General features: G+C 59.9%; 16 protein-coding genes. 4 read left to right on the forward strand and 12 right to left on the reverse strand.

The genetic code is table 11. The features are described from left to right. Window positions 1–34 precede the first annotated feature (34 nt). Window positions 35–1,804 (forward strand): response regulator, encoded by a 1,770-nt coding sequence (locus tag ACURWW_RS10460; protein WP_445617322.1) that lies wholly within the window; start codon window positions 35–37, stop codon window positions 1,802–1,804. 115 nt (window positions 1,805–1,919) lie between these two features. On the opposite strand, the gene ACURWW_RS10465 is transcribed toward ACURWW_RS10460, so the two are convergent. Both ACURWW_RS10465 and ACURWW_RS10470 read right to left on the reverse strand, forming a co-directional pair. Continuing rightward, window positions 1,920–2,471, reverse strand: a complete 552-nt coding sequence (locus ACURWW_RS10465) for an HPF/RaiA family ribosome-associated protein (RefSeq protein ID WP_445617321.1) — start codon at window positions 2,469–2,471, stop codon at window positions 1,920–1,922. Window positions 2,472–2,527: 56 nt separating this feature from the next. Next, window positions 2,528–2,917, reverse strand: coding sequence for a DUF3775 domain-containing protein (locus tag ACURWW_RS10470; protein WP_445617320.1), 390 nt, complete (start codon window positions 2,915–2,917; stop codon window positions 2,528–2,530). 510 nt (window positions 2,918–3,427) lie between these two features. Between ACURWW_RS10470 and otsB the strand changes: the two genes are divergently transcribed. Continuing rightward, on the forward strand, window positions 3,428–4,963 hold the full coding sequence (gene otsB / locus ACURWW_RS10475) for a trehalose-phosphatase (protein ID WP_445617319.1): 1,536 nt from the start codon (window positions 3,428–3,430) through the stop codon (window positions 4,961–4,963). 75 nt (window positions 4,964–5,038) lie between these two features. Here otsB and ACURWW_RS10480 read toward each other — a convergent pair whose 3' ends face one another. The 7 genes from ACURWW_RS10480 to ACURWW_RS10510 all read right to left on the reverse strand — a co-directional run bounded on the left by ACURWW_RS10480 (window position 5,039) and on the right by ACURWW_RS10510 (window position 15,367). Next, window positions 5,039–6,043 (reverse strand): Ldh family oxidoreductase, encoded by a 1,005-nt coding sequence (locus tag ACURWW_RS10480; protein ID WP_458618487.1) that lies wholly within the window; start codon window positions 6,041–6,043, stop codon window positions 5,039–5,041. Continuing rightward, a complete protein-coding gene (locus ACURWW_RS10485; RefSeq protein WP_445617317.1) occupies window positions 6,022–7,212 on the reverse strand; it encodes a carboxylate--amine ligase in 1,191 nt (396 codons plus the stop codon). The genes ACURWW_RS10480 and ACURWW_RS10485 overlap by 22 nt, the downstream gene beginning before the upstream one ends. 48 nt (window positions 7,213–7,260) lie before the next feature. After that, complete coding sequence (locus ACURWW_RS10490; RefSeq protein ID WP_445617316.1) at window positions 7,261–8,397, reverse strand: hypothetical protein; 1,137 nt, start codon at window positions 8,395–8,397, stop codon at window positions 7,261–7,263. After that, window positions 8,369–9,079, reverse strand: coding sequence for an RraA family protein (locus ACURWW_RS10495; protein ID WP_445617315.1), 711 nt, complete (start codon window positions 9,077–9,079; stop codon window positions 8,369–8,371). Before ACURWW_RS10495 ends, ACURWW_RS10490 begins: the two co-directional genes overlap by 29 nt. Before the next feature lie 417 nt (window positions 9,080–9,496). After that, a complete protein-coding gene (locus tag ACURWW_RS10500) occupies window positions 9,497–12,229 on the reverse strand; it encodes a cation-translocating P-type ATPase (RefSeq protein WP_445617314.1) in 2,733 nt (910 codons plus the stop codon). After that, a complete protein-coding gene (locus ACURWW_RS10505) occupies window positions 12,222–13,874 on the reverse strand; it encodes a Na/Pi cotransporter family protein (protein ID WP_445617313.1) in 1,653 nt (550 codons plus the stop codon). Before ACURWW_RS10505 ends, ACURWW_RS10500 begins: the two co-directional genes overlap by 8 nt. A 92-nt stretch (window positions 13,875–13,966) precedes the next feature. Then, window positions 13,967–15,367 carry an MBL fold metallo-hydrolase RNA specificity domain-containing protein gene (locus tag ACURWW_RS10510; RefSeq protein WP_445617312.1) on the reverse strand — a complete coding sequence of 467 codons (1,401 nt, stop codon included), beginning with the start codon at window positions 15,365–15,367 and terminating at the stop codon, window positions 13,967–13,969. 307 nt (window positions 15,368–15,674) lie between these two features. Between ACURWW_RS10510 and ACURWW_RS10515 the strand changes: the two genes are divergently transcribed. Further along, window positions 15,675–16,688: a sensor domain-containing diguanylate cyclase gene (locus tag ACURWW_RS10515; protein ID WP_445617311.1), complete on the forward strand. Its 1,014-nt coding sequence runs from the start codon at window positions 15,675–15,677 to the stop codon at window positions 16,686–16,688. A gap of 33 nt (window positions 16,689–16,721) precedes the next feature. On the opposite strand, the gene ACURWW_RS10520 is transcribed toward ACURWW_RS10515, so the two are convergent. From ACURWW_RS10520 to ACURWW_RS10530, 3 genes are all read right to left on the reverse strand, one after another. Next, the gene (locus tag ACURWW_RS10520) at window positions 16,722–17,048 is read right to left on the reverse strand and encodes a YqcC family protein (RefSeq protein WP_445617310.1); all 327 of its coding nucleotides are present in this window, start codon (window positions 17,046–17,048) and stop codon (window positions 16,722–16,724) included. Between the two features lie 74 nt (window positions 17,049–17,122). Beyond that, window positions 17,123–17,338, reverse strand: coding sequence for a DUF3820 family protein (locus ACURWW_RS10525; RefSeq protein WP_445617309.1), 216 nt, complete (start codon window positions 17,336–17,338; stop codon window positions 17,123–17,125). Between the two features lie 54 nt (window positions 17,339–17,392). Next, on the reverse strand, window positions 17,393–17,869 hold the full coding sequence (locus ACURWW_RS10530; protein WP_445617308.1) for a DUF2489 domain-containing protein: 477 nt from the start codon (window positions 17,867–17,869) through the stop codon (window positions 17,393–17,395). Window positions 17,870–18,079: 210 nt separating this feature from the next. On the opposite strand from ACURWW_RS10530, the gene ACURWW_RS10535 reads away from it, so the two are divergent. Continuing rightward, window positions 18,080–18,427, forward strand: coding sequence for a nucleotide pyrophosphohydrolase (locus tag ACURWW_RS10535; RefSeq protein ID WP_445617307.1), 348 nt, complete (start codon window positions 18,080–18,082; stop codon window positions 18,425–18,427). Window positions 18,428–18,498 lie beyond the last annotated feature (71 nt).

Genomic DNA, 18,498 nt, shown 5'->3' on the forward strand with positions numbered 1-18,498 from the left:
ACCGCCACGTCGTAAGCAGCCGGGGGAGCCAGCGTTGACGCAGGATACAACAGAGACGCCAATGGTCGTCCATCAGGTCAACATCCTCCTTGTCGACGACAAGCCGGAACGGTTGTTGAGCTACGAGGTTGCCTTGGGGCGTCTCGGGCACAATCTGGTGCGCGCTCACTCCGGAACTGAAGCTTTGTCCCTCCTGATGAAGATGGAGTTCGCAGCCATTCTTCTCGACGTGAGCATGCCGGTGATGGATGGCTTCGAGACGGCAGCGCTCATCCGCGATCACCCGCGCTTCGAAGAAACTCCGATCATCTTTGTGACCGGCATTCACATAACGGACCTCGACCGTCGCCGCGGGTATGAAATGGGCGCGGTGGATTATGTACAGATTCCGGTTATACCCGAGATTCTCCGGGGCAAGGTGCGGGCGCTGGTCCAGCTCTATCTCCAGCGTGCAGAACTGTCCCGGCTCAACGATGAGCTGGCGGACGCCAACTCTGAACTGGCCCGCGCCCACGAAGAGCTCAAGGCCAAGAATACCCGGGAACTGGAAAAACTCAACGCGAACCTGGAGCAGGCCAACACCGAACTCAAGGCCACCAATAGCAAGTTGATGGCGGAGATCGCGGAGCGTGAAAAGGTGGAAGAAGAGCTGTTCAAGTCGGCCCAGCGCAAGGACGAGTATATTGCGATTCTCGCCCACGAGCTGCGAAACCCCCTTTCCGCAATTCACAATGCGGTGCAGGTGATGCAAATGGATCAGGTGTCGGAGCAGCAGATCAGCTGGGCACGGGAGCTTCTCCAGCGCCAGGTGAATCATCTGACCTATCTGATGGACGATCTCCTGGACGTTTCGCGGATTTCCAACGGGCGCATCGAGTTGCGGCTCGAGGCGGTGGAACTGGCAACGGTTCTGGCCCAGGCCCGCGAGACCGTTGCCTCCATTGTCAGTGAACACGAACACCGCCTTGAAATCATTCAACCGGACGAACCTCTTTGGGTCCAGGGTGACCTGGTTCGCTTGACCCAGGTGCTGGGCAACCTCCTCACCAACGCCGCCAAGTACATGGAAAACGGCGGCCTGATCCAGGTGACCCTGGAAAAGGAGGGCAACCACTGGGCGCGGATACGGGTGCGGGACCACGGCGTCGGCATTCCCAAGGAGTTGCTGGACAGCTTGTTCGATCTGTTTGTCCAGGCGCCCACGGCGCTTAACCGGGCCCAGGGGGGCCTCGGTATCGGCCTGGCCCTTGTCCGGGCGCTGGTGGATCTCCATGGCGGCACGACCCATGTGCGCAGCGAAGGCGAAGGTCGCGGTGCTGAATTCTCGGTCCGCCTGCCTCTTCTTGAGGTTCTGGAATCCCAGGGTCCTGAGCCCGACACCAGCGGCTGCATGGATGCGGAAACCGCCGAAGTTGCGGGGGGTGCGAGACCGGTGGTGATCATCGATGACAACGAGGATTCAGCCGGCGCGCTGGCCATCTGCCTGGAGACCCTTGGTTACGACGTGCAGGTGAGCCACACAGGCGAGAGCGGGCTGACGCTGGTCCGGGCGTGCAATCCGGACGTCGTGCTGCTGGACATCGGTTTGCCCGATATAAACGGCTATCAGGTGGCGGAGCAGTTGCGGGCGGAGGAGACGTCCGATTCTTCCCTGCGGATCATCGCCATGAGCGGCTATGGTGGTGCTTCGGACCAACGCCGGGCTCTGGAAGCCGGGTTTGACCACTACCTGGTCAAGCCCGTGGACTATGGGCGGCTCATGGAACTGCTCAGCGAAGAAGTCGCCCCCAGCGAGGCACTCTGACGCCTGTTTCTGCCCCGTGTTGGCGGCCTTTCAGCAGCCTCGACGGGCCAATCAGGTGATGCCATGCTCGGCGAGCCGAACCTCCGTGTTCGGCGTAACAGAGGCTCCATCCTCCCTAATGCTTGGGCAACGTGACCTGCTTGGCCTGGGGCCCTTCGTAGCCCATCTCTTCCACATAGCGAACGTCCATACCTTCCATCAGCTTGTTGAAGTCGCCATTGCGCAGCGCGTTGCGATGGAAGTACACCTCGTCCCCCTCAGGGGAGAGCAGAAAACCGTAACCCTCATCGGGGAAAGTCTTCGAGATGGTCCCCGGCATGGGAATATCATGTTCCTTGACGTCGCCCTGCTGCACCCGCGCGTAATCCTGCAGTTGCCGTCGTGCGGCGTTGAAGGCGTCGCGGATGGTGACGTACATGTCCTCGTGGGCGTTGTTGTCTCCCGGATCGCGGGTAACCACGATTTCCTTGCCGGGAACGTTGATGATGATGCGCAGGCTGTAGTGGTTGCCCCGTCTGTGCTGGCGGTGCGGAGCACTCACTACCACATGGCAGTTGATGATCTTGTCGTGGTATTGACTGAGTTTTTCGGTCCTGCTGCGGATGTCCGCTTCAAGCGCGTCTGATTGGGGTATTTCATGCCAGGTGATCTGCAAGGGCGGTCGCAAAGCATTCTCCTTCTTTGAACAGTTATACGCGGCTACTTGGACTCGCGCGAAAGGGATTATTCTCCGCAGGAGTACTCGTGCAGATTCAGTCCTTCGCGCCAGTAGTCGGCGACCAGTGGCGTGGCTATCAGGTAGTCCGCCGTACGGTCGTTGTGCTCGGCCGCGGCCTGTTCCAATGCTTCGTCCCACTCCTCGAGGGTGAAGTCCCCCCGGCCCATCCACATCAATGCGACGAGGGTAATTTGCTGGTCGGGCTCCAGGTCTTCAATGGTTGCGACCATGGTCTGGTAGCTGGGGTCGTCCTGGTGGTCGGCGAGTACCTGGGTGGCATCGTCATCACTGGGGTTACTGGCCGAGTCAGGGAAGGAAACATCCTCTTTGGCGTGAAACTCAGTGGCCAGATCGATAAGGTGGCAAACGATCTCAGGGTTCAGGTCCATGCTCATGAGTTGTCCCCTTGCGCTTTGCGCAGCCTCGGCGTTACGGTACTCGTTCGGTTCTACATAATGCTTGCTTTGCACAGTCGATCCCAATCCTGTCAGTTATTGGCGAAGTTCAGCTTTCGGAGCCGGATGCTCGCGAGCAGTCCGCCGACATCAGTAAGCAAAACCCGTACAAGATGGCGGGTTCACGGATCGGGAACCGGTCCCCCGCAAACGTTAATAGGGGTGAGCGCGGCAGCTGCAACAGCCCGCGAGTCCGGCCCCGTGGGGCCTTAAGATGCGGGTACGAGCTTTGCAGCTCTCATCCGGCCCGCAGTCTTTCAGGCGCATGCGTTGCGATTGTGCGCGAAGATTTCAAGCGCCATGGTAAAGGCTTCACCGCCCCGCTTGCGGAGCTCGTCCGGAACGCAAGAGCCTGCACCTGGCAGGCTGCTTGAAGATTCTTTTTCACTGCGATTTTGATTCGATTGCTTCCCCGTACCGGGAGGGAAGCTAAACCGAGGAGCACCATCAATGAACAGACATGTCCTCAGCGCTGCGCGGGACGAACCCTACCAGGCTGTCATCGCTGACATGGACAGCGTTCTGACCCGTATGAGCAGTCTCCACGAGCGTGCCTGGCAGGGGGCCTTCAATGAGTTTTTTGCGCAGCGCAAGGCAGCGCGGGGCGAGCAGCATTCCGAATTTGCACACATGGAATATCGTAAGCACCTGGACGGCAAGCTCCGCTACAAGGGGGCGGCGGACTTTCTGTCCGCGCGCCACATCGATCTCCCATTCGGCCGTGAAGATGACGCACCGGGAGTGGACACCGCCTGCGCTATCGGCAACCGCAAGGAGCAATTACTGGTAAAGCTTCTGGAGCGGGAAGGCGTTGCGGTCTTCGAAGACGCACTCGCCTCACTGCGCCGCTGGCGGCTCGGCGGGATGAAGCTTGCCGCCATTTCAGCGAGTTGTAACTGCCGCAATGTTCTTCGCCTGATCGAGCTGGAAAACTACCTGGATGTAATTGTGGACGGGGAACTCGCAAACGAGTTGAAACTGACGGGGAAAGAAGAACTGATGCTCGAAGCGGCCAGGCAACTGGGCGTGGATCCGGACAGCACGGTGGTTCTTGAAGATACCGCGGGCGGCATTCGGGCCGGGCGCAAGGCCGGCTTTGGGCTCAATGTCGGCGTCAACCGCAACCATCACGCGGCGGAGCTGGAAAATGCGGGAGCCGACGCGGTGGTTCGCAGTCTGTCCGCCCTGCGTTTTCCGCGTCGTCTTCCCTCAGCGCTGGACAACCTGGAGGCGTTGCTGGAGCAGACTGGCCGCCGGAACCGTGCCATATTCCTGGACTTCGATGGAACCTTGGCGCCCATCGTGGACGACCCCCGTACGGTAGAGGTCGGCGAGAGCATGAGTAACACCCTGAGAGCTCTTGCAAAAGTCTGCACGTTGGGAATTATCAGTGGTCGCGATCGACAGGATCTGGAGGATCGGATCAACATCGATGGCATCGTTTACGCGGGAAGTCACGGACTTGACATTGCCGGGCCGGGGTTCCAGAAAGTTCTTCCCGAAGCGGAGGCCGCGATTTCCGAGGTGGACAGTGCCGAAGTCCGGCTGCGTGATGCTCTGGAAGGGATTTCGGGCGTTATTGTGGAACGCAAGCGCTTCGCGGTGGCGGTCCATTACCGAAAGGTGCGCAGCGATGTGGCGATTCAGCAGGTGAATCGGGTGGTGGACGGCGTTCTCGCCGATACCCGATTGCGCAAGCGCCTGGGGAAGCAGGTGCTCGAGCTGGAGCCCGCCGCTGATTGGGACAAGGGCCATGCCGTGGAATGGTTGCTGGAAACCGCGAACATCGAGCCGGCCCACGTGCTCGTCATCTACATCGGCGACGACGAAACCGATGAAGATGTTTTCGCCGCTCTGGCAGGGCGCGGCACGAGCATTCGAGTGGGCGATGAAGTGGCCGCCTCCCTCGCAGACTATCGGCTACCGCAACCCGCGGACGTTGAGAAATTTCTACAATGTCTGGCCGAGGCCTGTGGCCCATCCTGACGAGCCAGCGGCCGATCCCGACAAGGGGATAAAAGGGCCAGACCGGGGCGGCGCCGCCCTCTGTCGGGGCGCAAGCTACTGGGACGCTGGTGGGTGAAACCGGGCATGCAGGGTGGTCAGGACGTCCCGGGTGCGCAGGTCCAGGTGAACCCCTTCCTCATCGCTGCGGCGAAGCGCTTCCCAGCGGTGTTCGCCGGGATACTTTACAGCCTCGTGTGGACCGGACTCCCGCAGCCAGTCCACCATCGTCCGCATGCGTTCGCCAAACTGCGCAAGGGGCATGATCGACTCGATGTCGAGGGCCAGGAAGAAATGACCGTTGTTGCCCGGCGACTGGAAATTCTCGTACATGGAGTTGACCTGCCGGGAGAAGCCGGCCCCCGTCAACAGCCCACTCAAGACTTCCACCATCAGGCCAAGGCCGTATCCTTTTGCGCCGCCCAGGGGCTCGATCAACGCGGGTTCCCTCCGGCCGGATTCTTCCTGCTGGCGACGCACGGTCGAGCCCGCCTGCGCCGAGGTGGCCATGTCCAGAATCAACGGCCGACCTTCCTCAGCCGGGCACCCGAACGCCAGGGGATTAGTGCCCAGCACCGGTTGCTCGCCTCTGTAGGCGTGAACCTTCGGAAAGGAGTTGCTCAGAGCGACCCCCACCATTCCGGCGGTCGCCGCCATGTTTACGTAGTAGGCGCCGGCACCGAAGAAGTTGGAGTTCCTTACCAGGACCGCTCCTATTCCCCCATGCCGGGCGATCGCGATGGCGTGCTCCATGGCTTTGGCAGCCACGAAGTGGCCTTGACCGGCGCGCCCGTCCAACAGCGCCAGACTTGGGCCGCGCATTTCGATCACGGGCTTGCAGGGGGTTTCATAGAGACCGCGCTCCAGACGGTCGCACAGTACCGGCAATCGCCAGACGCCCTGATTGGGGCGGCCCACCCGATCACACCAGACCAGCACCTCTGACACAATTTCCGCTTCAGAACAATCGCTGCCCGCGGAGCAAAGCAGATCCTTGCTGAACATGTGTAACGCCTGCGGGCTGACTCGGGCGGGCAGAATCATTTGGTTCCCAGCATCCATTGGGCACGCCGTTTCAACTCCTGACGCGTTGCGTCCAGAAAGGGCTTGGGATCGTCCAAATCAAAATAGCAAAAGACCTGGGGCCTGAGAATGCTGCGCAACCAGCGCGTGGGGGTGAGCATGCTGGCGGCTCTGAGATCGCGAAAGGCGTCGAAGTCCTCGAATGGCAGCCACAGGGTCATGAATTCCGTAAAACGGCTGCGGGCGGTGCGCTCTTTGCGGGTGAGGTAACGGTAGATGATGTAGGGCATGTTCAGGCCGCTGCGGGTAATCAACTCCTGGGCGCCGGTAAACCGGGCGTTGCATTCGATCACTTTGAGTTTTCCGTCCCGCGGGTCTGTTTTGAACTCGATGTTCCCTAGCCCTCTGAAGCCGATCCCCGAAAAAAACTTGTAACCGGCTCGCGCCGTTTCCGGAAGCCATTCCGTGATGTGATATGAGCCGCCGCCGAAATTGGGCGGCGAACGACGCAGAATGCGTTTGGTGAACTCGAAGAGCTTCTCCCCCGACTCGTCGATGTACACATAATAACTGTTCAAAAGATCGTCCGGTCCCGGAATAAACTCGCAGAGCATGAAGTCGATGCCGGCGTCAAGCACTTCACGGCTCTTCTCCAGCAGTGCTTTTTCGCTTTCAATGTAAAACAGTTTGACCCGGAACCGCTGCTGAAAAATGTGCGAATGAATGGGCTTTATGAGCAGCGGGTACTCAATGGTGGGAAGGAGCGCGTGAACGTCTTCGATGTTGCCAACGTTCCAGGACCCGGGCGCGTCCACGCCTGCCTGACGTGCCAGCTCCAGGGTCTTTTCCTTGTCCAGAAGCTGGAGTTGTTGTTCCGGGTCCTGAATGTCGAGCACGTAGCGCTTTTTCAGATCGGTCTTGTTCCTGGCGACGAATTCTATTGCCGCGTCTTCGCAGGCAAAGATCACCGACCCAGCGGGAAAGGCGCGTTTGTCCAGCAGCATTCGCTGAAAGTACTCGCCCGCCGAGTAGCCCTCCGGAATGGGAAAGGGCTTCACGTACTTTGAGTGCAGCGCCGCACTTCTGGTGGCGGCGATTACCGCCACCGGAACACCCTGGCGACCCAAGGCCCGAGCAGCAGCGGTAGTGTTTGCCAGTCCGCCCAGCAGAATCGCAAGAGGTTGTTCGCGTTTTATTCTTTCGATCATAGAGCACCCAACAACCAGTTAAAGTGATCGTTCCTCGGAAAAGAGTTCTCAGGCTGAAGCGGGAAAACAGGCGCTGGCCATGCAATACCCGAGCAAGCGCTCCGCGATCTCTGGATCGCGACCCTGGTCGGTCAAGTAATGATGATGCAGCCCCGGGCTTCCATTGATCTCGTTAATGACCCCGCCGGTCTGTTCCAGCGGCAGGCTGATGTCCGTGGTCAGAACATCCACCCCGGACAGCTGTAACCCCAGGCAATCGCTCGCCCGTGCGCCGGTCTCGATGATGCTGGGATGAACCTGACCAGTCACATCGACGTTATCTCGGGCCCCGTTCTGATTCACAACCCGTTTGACAACTACGGTTTGCCCATGAGCAGGGCGGGTGTCCAGGTTCATGCCCTGTTGCTTCAAGGTCGCCATGCAGTCCTGGTCAATCTCGAGCAGAAACAGGGACTGGGTTGCCCTGCCTTGTTGACAGCGTGCATGATTTGCGTTTTCGATCAGCTGTCTGACGGTAGAGCGTCCGTCACCCACCACGCGGGGCGGATCACGCCGGACGCCGTGGATGTACTCCCCATCCAGAAACAGAAGCCGGTACGAACTCCCTGCAATCGTCTCTTCTATCAGCAAGTCCTTGCACTTGAGTGAAGCCGAGAGCGCAGCTTTGCGAAGTGCAGCTTCGGAAGCCACACCGGTCACGACACCGGCTCCCGCTCCGGTATCACGCGCCGGTTTCACGACGCAGGGCCGTCCCTGCTGATGCAGGAAGGTACGGGCTTTGTGAATCCCCTGAAGAGTGAATTCCTGGAAGGCTGGCAATCTGTAACCGGGAACCGACTGCGCAATCCGATGCGAGACAACCTTGTTGCCGGCAAGATTGAGGGCTACCTGTGAGTCAAGGGCCACGCTACCCCCGCGGCCCCGAACTTCGTTTCCCCGCCCATTGCTGACCGCCCAGAAGCCGTAGCCCATGTCCCGATAGGCGTAACCGAGCCTTTCGGCCGAACGGCTCCAGAGATCGCGGTAAAAGCGGCTGCGGAAATTTTTGTCTTCGAAGTCCGAAGCCTGCCGTCGGATTCCAAATGGAAGCACGTCCAGCAGTTTGCTGAACTTGTAGCGCAGCGCGAGGACTCTTCGGTCCCACTCGACAGCGGCGTTACTCGTGGATATCGCAGCGCGACTCACGCAGTACCTCGTCCACCCAGGCGTTGGAAAACTGTCCCTGTTTGACCGCAGCAACGTACGATTCGAGGGCGGCTTTTTTCGATTGGAGCTGCGATAGCACCGTTTCGGCGAAATCCTGGCGAACCACCACAATGCCGCTTTCATCGGCTGCAATGATGTCGCCAGGTTTTACGACGATTCCGCCACAGCTGATCGGGTAGTTGATTTCGCCAGGCCCCCGGTGCAATGGTCCAATGGGCGACACACCCCGGGCGAAGACTGGCAGGCCCACCTTGCGCACTTCGGGGAGATCCCGGATCAGTCCGTCGATGATGATGCCCTGGGCGCCTCGATGTTTTGCTTTGCTGGCGATCAGATCTCCGATAACTGCGTTGTTCTGGGTACCGGAGGCGTCCACCACAATGATGTCCCCGGGCCGGATCAGGTCCAGCGCCTTGTGGACCATCAGGTTATCGCCGGGGAATACCTTGACCGTAACGGCGGGGCCGACGATCGCATCGCGGCTTACGAGGTTGTGTATGTCGCAGCACATGGCGTACATGCGATTCAGGATGTCGGAAATGTCCGGCGTATCGAATTCCCTGTAAGCCTCGACGACCTTAGCGGAAGGGCGGTCGACGCTGGTCTTGATTCGAAACCCGGGTCCGTTGTTCATTTCGGCGGATCGTGGCCTCTCTGCCATGCTCACTCCTTGTTGGTTCAGCGACTGAATCCTTCCTGCGAGCCGTGGGGCAGGCTCGACGACACGCAATCCCCCTGTGTTGCTTCCGGCCACCCGGGTCGTTTTGGACTTCGTCAGGCCGAGTTCTGTTCACCAACATCTTCACGAAATGAGCTCGTGAGCTGTTCCCGATGTTGACGTGTCCCGCAAAAAGAACTCTGGGACATGGTCGTCGAATCACCAGGCTAACCCTGTCGACGGCAAGGAATGGGACCGAGGGAGAATGCAATTGAATGGACAGCTGCCACGCGCAAAGTTTCATCGGACGACGAAACGAAGAACGGAACGTTGCTGTTAAAACTGGCAACTGCTGTGGAGACACGTTGGGTGTCAAACCTGCGCACGGCCATCCGTCAGCCGAAACCTGCGGGTGGTCTGTTATCCGGACACGGTGTCCGTCGCTGCCAGGGACCGGGTCGGCGCCGCATGGCGCCATAACAGTTTTTCCACCTCCACCATCATCAGAACGGGAAGTGTGAGCACTGCGATCCATATCCAGGCTTCAAGAGTAATGGGGGCAAGGCCGAAGATGCGTTGGGAGATGGGCAGGTAGGTAAAGCCAAGCTGCAGGAGGATCACCGCCACGATCGCCAAAAGGGACGGCCAGATCCCACGGAGCATGGCGCGGTTGAACACTGTACCAGTGAGCAGGCGGCAGTTTATCAGGTAAACCGCCTCAATCATTACCAACATGTTCACGGCCACGGTCTGGGCGAACGCAACGCCCACCTCGGTGTGGAAGTGGGAGAACAGGAAAAATATTACAGTCGCCGAGGTGAGCCCCACCAGGAAAATTCGCGACAATAGGGCCGGCGTAACAATTCCTCTACCGCGGGGGCGCGGCGGGCGCTGCATGATGTCCGCTTCCGGCAGTTCAAAGGCGAGGGCCAGCGACAGTGTTACGGCGGTCACCGTGTTGACCCAGAGAATCTGCACCGGTGTAATTGGCAGTACGACGCCGAAAAGAATGGCGATGACGATCACGGAGGCTTCCGCGATGCTGGTGGGAAGAATAAAAAGAATGGACTTGAGGATATTGTCGTATACCGTGCGTCCTTCTTCCACGGCCTTGGCGATGGTTTGAAAGTTGTCATCCGTAAGGACGATGTCGGCGGCTTCCTTCGCGGCGTCCGTGCCTTTCTTGCCCATGGCCACGCCGATGTCGGCCCTGCGCAGGGCCGGCGCATCGTTTACGCCATCTCCGGTCATGGCGCCGATGTGATTCCGTGCCTGCAGCGCTTCCATCAATTTCAGTTTGTTGGCCGGGCTTGCCCGGGCGAAGAGATCGACAGTGGTCACGATGTCCTGCAACTCTTCGTCCGACATTCGATCCAGTTCGGCGCCCGTTACCACGCGCCCGGCTTTCAGTCCCAGTTCCCGGCCAATTGCGCTTGCCGTCACCGGACTGTCGCCGGTGATCATCTTTACGGTGATTCCGGCTGAATGGCACTGGCTGATACTATCGATGGCTTCGGCTCGGGGAGGGTCGCTGATGCCGATCAGGGCGACGAGGGTGATCTCCCTTTCGGCCAGATCCGGTAACAGTTTGTCGGTCCCGGCCGGCACCTCACGCTGCGCCAGTGCCATCACACGCATCCCGCCGTCGGCCATGGCGTCCTGCATGCGCTCCCAGTAGTCGCGGTCGATGGGCTCGGGCCCATTGCTGCCCAGTTGGTGAGTTGCGCAACCGATCAAACGGTCGGGCGCGCCCTTGATGGCGAGCAGATGGTAATCGCCCGGCCCACGGTGCAAGGTGGCCATGTAGCGTTTTTCCGTAGCGAAGGGTAGCTCGTCGATGCGCGGCCAATCCCGCTCGGTGCCATCGCGGGTGTAGCCAAGCTTCATGGCCAGAACCAGGAGGGCCCCTTCGGTGGGGTCACCGGTCAACTGCCATTCGCCATCGTCTTCCCGCACGCTGGAATCATTGCAAAGCATTGCGATCAATGCGGCACGATGGAGCAGGGGGTCGTTGTCATCGGCGAGGGACGATTGGTCATGGCGATGGGCGACATCTCCGTCCGGGCGGTACCCTTCGCCACTGACCCGGTAGTGATGAACCGAATGGACCACCTCTCGCGACGTCATGGTATTGGTGGTCAGCGTGCCAGTCTTGTCCGAGCAGATCACGTTGACCGAGCCGAGCACTTCCACGCTGGGCAGCCGTCGCACCAGCGCTTTATTGCGCGCCATGCGCTGAACGCCAATGGCCAGGGTAATGGTCACGATGGCGGGCAGGCCCTCCGGCACAGCCGCCACGGCGATGCCAATGGCTGCCTGGAACATGTTCGCGAGGGTGTAATCCCGCACCATTACACCAAACAGCAAGGTGGCAACGGAAAGCACCAGAATGCCGACGGAAAGCTGTTTTGCGAAGCGTCCGAGCTGGGCCTGCAGGGGCGTGGGCGCCATCTCCGTTTGTTGCACCAGTTTGCTGATTGCACCGATCTCGGTCCGGGGCCCCGTGTTGCACACGTAGCCGCGCCCCGTGCCGTAAACGGCGATGGTGCCCATGTAGGCCATGTTGGTGCGCTCTGCCAGCGGCGTGTCCTGGGGTAGTGCTTCACTGGTTTTGTCCACCGCCAGGGATTCGCCGGTCAACGCGGATTCGTCGCAGCGCAGATTCTTGCTGTAGAACAGGCGCAGGTCCGCCGGCACCCGGTCGCCCGCCTGTATGGTGACCACATCGCCCGGGACCAGCTCGGCGCTGTCGATCGACCGTTGCACGCCGTCGCGCAGTACAGTGCAGTGGGTCCTGGTCATGGACAGAATTGAACGCAGGGCGCTCTCGGCCTTTCCTTCCTGGATGAAGCCAACCAGGGCGTTGATCACCACCACCGCCAGAATCACACCTGCGTCGACCATATGCTGCAGCACGACGCTGATGAAGGCGCTGATCAGCAGCACGTAAATGAACACATTATCGAACTGGCGCAGGAACCGCTTCCAGGCCGGTGTCGGAGGTGCCATCGGAAGTTCATTGCGGCCGAAGCGGGTCAGGCGCGCCAGCGCTTCAATGGTCGCAAGACCGGACTCCGTTGCGTCCAGGCGCTCACTAATGGCCGTTGTGGTCTCCGCATGGGGGGCAGACTGGAAAGTGTTTCGTTCAGACATCGGCACTTGTTTCCTTCAGTGCGGGCCGGGACAGCTCCGTGATTTCCGTGCTCGGCGCCACGAATGCCGAGTCTTGCAGAGTCGATGACACAAGGTGCGAGGACAACTGTCCATAAGCCTCTTTTGCGTGGAGGATCTGCTCCACAAAACGGCGACTGAGGCTGGCGGCCTGCAAGGCGAGGTCCACAGCTTGTATCTCGATTTTGTCCCCTTCGAGGGTACGGAGGAGTTGCTTCTTCGTGTTCCGATAGCTGTTCAGCATCTCTGCCATGTTATCCGGTGGGAGCGCGGATTGGTGCCGCTCAATGGCGCTGGCGAATTGGGTGGCCAGCGCAAACCAGTCATGCAGGGACTTGGATGTGCCCAGCGAGGTTTGTTCAATGTTGGCATAGCGCTCCGCCACCTCCTCGTAACTGGAGCAGGCGTAGCGCAGGTGGTGGCTCACGGTGAGGCCCTGACTCAGGAGGTCGCTCTGCCGGCGGGTAAGGTTGGCTTTGAGAGTCTGGGCGATGAATCCGTTGACCCCATCCAGGCGCCCGTTGAGTTGTACGAAAGCTTGCTGATCTTCGGGTCCTCCCGGTGCGGGCAGACGCAGTTGCGCCACGTCCTTCAGCAGGTCGTTCAACTCCAGGCTCAGGGCCTGCAAAGCCAGATCCGGCACTGTGGCCACGTTGGCATCCAGATGGCTCGGCACCGGATGGTCGCGCGGTTCGAACAGGGACAGCAGTTTGCGCGACAGGGCCGGTTCGATGCCCCACATGAGCAGTACGCCCAGCAAATTGAAGCCGGTGTGAAACACGGCGAGCAGCAGGATCAGGGACTGCCCCTGCGGCGCGGGTTCCGGCGCGAGGAAATGGGCAAAGAGAGGCAGCGCCAGCATGGCGGCCGCAGCGGTGATGAGATTGAAGGCGACGTGGGCCAGCGCCAATCGTCTGGCCTGGGCGGTCGCTCCCAGGCTGGCGAGCAGGGCGGTGGAGGTTGTTCCCACGTTGGCACCGATCACTGCGGCCGCAGCCACGTCGAGGCCAGCGACACCAGAGGCAACGGCTGTGAGAATGATGGCGATAGCGGCGCTGGACGATTGGGTCAGAGCGGTGAGGCCGAAGCCGATCACCAGTGCAGTCAAGCCGGAACCGGGGCCCCCGAGTATTGCCTGGAGGTTCGCCTGCTGGGCGTAGCCCCCGAAGCTGCCCTGCAGGGCGTCGATCCCCATGAACAGCAGCCCGAAACCGGCAAGTGCCATGCCGAGCGCTTTGCCGCGGTCATAGGGGGCAAAGATTCGCAGCGCCGCCCCGATGCCCACCAGCGGAAAGGTGAAACTGTCCAGGTCAACGGTAAAGCCGAAAAACGTAACAATCCACGCGGTAAAAGTCGTACCCAGATTGCTCCCGAAAACCACCCATACCGCCCGCTGAAACGTCATCAGGCCGGCGTTTACAAAACCGATCGTGGCGACGGTTACCGCGCTGGAGGATTGCACGAGGGCGGTGATCATGACCCCCGCCGCAAAACCCCGGTAACGGCTTGAGGTCCAGCGGCCGAGCAGCCGGCTCAGGGCCTGTCCACCGGCAAGCTTGAGGCCCTCGGTCATCAGCCACATGCCCAGAAGGAACAAGCCGAGTGAGCCTATGAAACTGGCGATCAACGGAAACTCCGCATACAAAAGTGACTGGAAGCGATGCAGCCCCTCACGGGGCTGCATCCGAACAGGACGTCAGAGTCCGCAGACGGACTTTGTCAAAATGCAATGCTTTGCCCCGGACGGGGGATCTCTGCGGAGATACCTTTTTCCTCCCAGAGTTTCTCCGAGAGCGCGTCCAGGGCAGTGGCTTCCCCGTGCACGAGCAGGATCCGCGGGTCGGACTTGAAAGCACTGGCCCATTCCATGAGTTCCGTCTGCCCCGCGTGAGCGGAAAACCCGCCCAGGGTCTCAACCCGCGCTTTTACAACGAAATCCTCCCCGAACATTCTGATGTGCTTCGCCCCGTCCACAATGATTCGGCCCAGGGTACCGCGTGCCTGAAAGCCGACGAAGATGACCCGGTTGCGCGAATCCCAGATACGCTGTTTGAAATGGTGGCGAATCCGGCCCCCCGTGCACATCCCGCTGCCGGCAATGATCAGGGCCCCGCGCTTGATACTGTTCAGGGCGATGGAATCCTGAGGGGTAATGGACAACTTGAGGCGGGGAATGAAATCCCGCAACAGGGACTGATCCCCGGAACACAGGGGTCGAATGCCCTGGCAGTCCAGGGTGTGCAGCCAGCGGTCGTAAAGCCGGGTGACCTCAATGGCCATGGGGCTGTCGAGTACGATCTCCCAGTTGTCCAGTTCGCCCTCGCGATGCAGGCGGCCGAGATAGAAGAGTAGCTCCTGGGTGCGCCCGACGGCAAAAGACGGAATCATTACATTACCGCCTTCCGCCCACGCGTCGTGGAGAATATCCCGGAACTGGTCCACTGTATCTTCGATGGAGCGGTGATTGCGGTTTCCGTAAGTGCCTTCCATAAGGACCACGTCCGCCTCATGCAGCACAGCGGGGTCATTCATGAGCACTGCGTGTCGGTTGCCCAGATCGCCGGAAAAAACCAGACGTTTACGCTGGTTGCGATCAGTGAGCGTGAGCTCGACGATGGCGGAGCCGAGGATGTGCCCAGCATCGTGAAATATCAGTGAGGCGTGCTCGCCCAGGGCTACGGTTTCCCCATAGGGCCACGGGTTGCAGAGTTCCAGGACGCGAAGCACGTCCTGCTCGGTGTATTCGGGTTTGAGCGCCTCCTGACCACGGCGGGCGCGGCGGAGGTTTTCGTATTCCAGATCCCTGAGGTAGATATGGGCTGCGTCGCGCAACATGATCGGGAGCAACTCGGCGCTCGCGTCAGTGCAGTAAATGGGCCCGGAAAACCCCTCGTGAACCAGCTTGGGGAGCCGGCCCGAGTGGTCGAGGTGGGCGTGGGACAGAATTACCGCATCGATGCTGTCCGGCGCGAACCCGAACCGGTCGCTTTTGCGATCGTCCCCGTCGCGGCCCTGGTGCATGCCGCAGTCGAGCAGAATGCGGCCAATGGACGCGGATTGCAGTAGATAGCAGGAGCCCGTGACTTCCTGGGCAGCTCCGTGAAAGGTCAGTGTGGCCATAGCCTGATTTTACTCCGGGTTGATCGGCTCGGATGAGCCCGGGCCGATAGTATAAACGTGGGAGCTCAGTGAAGTTCCGCACTCCAAGGTATGAGCTTAACATCGGTTTTTGTCCATGGGCTTGAGCCAGGTCAAGCAGACGCTGTAGAAAAAGGCGAATTCGCTTGTCAAAACCATGGCCAGTCCCAATATAACAAGCGGCTCGGCTTGCCGAGCCAGATGCTTCCCCGATGGGCCGGATGCCTGCTCGATACTACCTGTTGCCTGCTCGATACTACCTGTTGCCGGACACCGCTGTAGTGATTCCATGACCGATGTTATACCGATCCTCGTGGTCGGGCTCCTCTTGTTTGTTTCCCTGTCCGGCTGGTTCGTGGCCCTGAATCGCTACCGCCGCCGATGCTGCACGCCCGCTCAGGCACTCTCCGCCGTGACTGGGAACTTCCCGGACAATGTCCTGATCGTGAACCGCGAGGGGCGGATTATTGCCTTCTCCCAGCCCGCAAGCGAATTCTTCGGATATTCGCCGGCGGAACTCAGGGGTCTTGACGTAGAAGCGTTGATACCAAAGGGTGCGGCCGAAACACACCGAAAAGGTCGCAGGGATTTCATGCGCGGCCGGCCGGGCAAGGCCATGGACAACGAAATCGTGTGCATCAACAAGGATGGGGAGGAAATCCCGGCAATTACCCGTGTACGGACCTTTGAACTGGGTGGAGAGCTCTACGGCCTGGCGGCAATTCTCGACCTGCGCAGTTTCCGTGACCGTGAAGCGAATCTGCGCGCGCTGTCGGAAAGGGACCCGCTGACCGGGCTGGCCAACCGACGACGATTCGATCGGGACCTGCACCGGGAATGGCAGCGTGCACTGCGCCAGGCGCGACCTCTCGCAATCGTGATGGTGGATGCTGACTCGTTTAAGGAATATAACGATTATCACGGACATCCGGGGGGCGATGCCTGTTTGGAAACTCTCGCGGGTATTCTCTCCGAGGTCTGCAAACGCGCGCCCGACCAGGTGGCTCGATACGGAGGTGAAGAATTCATCTGCCTGCTGCCGGAAACCGATACGGAGGGCGCTGCCCATGTTGCTCGCCAGATCCGGCGTCGCGTGGAGGAAGCCAACATTCCGCACGGGCGTTCGCCGGTTTCTCCCTGGGTTACTGTCTCAGTTGGTGCAGCCGCCGTGATTCCCACGATGGATCAGGACATGGGCGACCTGGTGAAGTTTGCAGATACCGCTCTTTACGCAGCCAAGGCGGCCGGGCGCAACGGGGTCAGCGTGTACGAGGAGCCAGTCCGACCGGTGCTTCCGGAATAACCACCGTCAAACGCTTTATGGGGGCGGTGTTGCTTATCCTTCCGACAGCGTACGGTCGATCGTGCGCAGGGTTTCGATGAGATTTTCGGGACTGTAGGGCGTTCCGCGAAAATATTCCTCGGCCATGGGCGCCAGACCCGAATTGTTCGGCAGTGGCAGCCGGCGTTCTACGAGTATGGAAATCCGTTCGATGAAGACAAACTGCAACCACTGCTGGAACTCCAGTGTATCGACGCAAAAAGGCTGCTGGCTCGCCAGGGCCTCCGCACTGGGGCGCTGTTCGCTCCAGAGCCCGAGATTGCGCAGGCTGGCTTCCAGGTCCATGATCAGTGTGGCGATTTCGTCGTGTCGAGTGTTCATTAACTGTTCCGGTTGACTTGATTTAAGTTTCTCAAATCCAAAGCTGGCTGCCCGGCGCGTGTTTGTTACGGGCCTCAGCGCTCATCAACCAGCGGACGCAACATCCTCTCTAGGCCGTTGAGCTTGATTTCATACATCATGGCCAGTTGTTCGCCGAGCTTGCCATCGGGAAATCCCTGCTGGTGAAACCACACCAGGTAGGGCTCCGGAAGGTCCAACAGCTTTCGTCCCTGGTATTTGCCGAATGGCATGGTCTGGTTGATGGCGGCGAGCAAGGCTTGTTTGTCCATAGGTCGATGTCCCAGAGGTCGATGGCCTTAGGTCGTTGGCCACAGGTCGATTCGTTAACCGTTTCCCGGAGTGTACATTCTGACCGCGTCGCCCGGCAGGGCTTCGCACAGTTGCCGCGCCGAGATTTCGACGGCCTCGCCATAGTCGCGTTCGAGTGTGTCCATCTGGCGGCGGTGCAACTCCCGTTGCGCGCGGGACAGGTCCTTCCAGGCCTGGTGAGTGGGAATGTGCGCGGTGGCCGAATACACGGTGTCCCAGACGCTCAGGTCCAGGCTCGCAATTCGCGGGTCACTGTAGTTGTCCAGGAGCACCTTGATACGAATCGCCCCTTCCACCATCGGCAGTTGGCCGTCCAGAAGACTCTGGGCAAGAATCTGCAGGTCTTCCGCCAGGCGTTCATTTCGCGTGTTTTCCCGGTCTCTGCGATTGTGTTCCATCTGCCATACCCGACGCCACAGGACAATGGCGTAGATGCTCAACCCGGCGATGATGCCGAGACCGGCGATAACCAGCCAAATGGGAATATTCATGTTCAGTGATACCGATGAGAAATGTCCAGCGAAAGCAGATGGGCAGTGTAGGAATCCCCGGGCCGCGGGTAAAGTGTAATCTTTCTTCGGATGGGCCACATGGACCTTGGAGAGGGAGTCATCCATAATGTCGGCCTTCACTACGAAACACCTATCGGTTGCTGCTTCGGATCCGAAAAGCCAAATAAACTTCAATTTGCGGAGGACCCAGTGGATTCCCTGAATCAATTGCAAAAGCAATTGCTCGAATTTGCCCGGGAGCGCGACTGGGAGCAGTTCCAGTCACCCAAGAATCTGGTGATGGCCCTGTGTGGTGAGATGGGCGAGCTTGCGGAATGTTTTCAGTGGCTGAGCGAGGAGCAATCGCGCAACCTCAGTGCCGAGCAGAGAGCGCAAGTGGCGGATGAGGTGGCAGATCTTCAGCTTTATCTGATCCTGCTCGCAGCGCGCCTGGACATGGATATTATCCCGGAGTGCGAGCGGAAGCTGAGACAAAATGCTGCCAAGTACCCGGTGGAAAAATCCCGTGGCAGCGCCAGGAAGTACACGGAGCTGTAGCCACCCGTGGTTCGGGGTTGAGGCGAACATGAGGATCGGGGTTGCGGCGAACATGAGTTGCCGCGTGCTAA

It is taken from the genome of Gilvimarinus sp. F26214L (assembly GCF_054401055.1).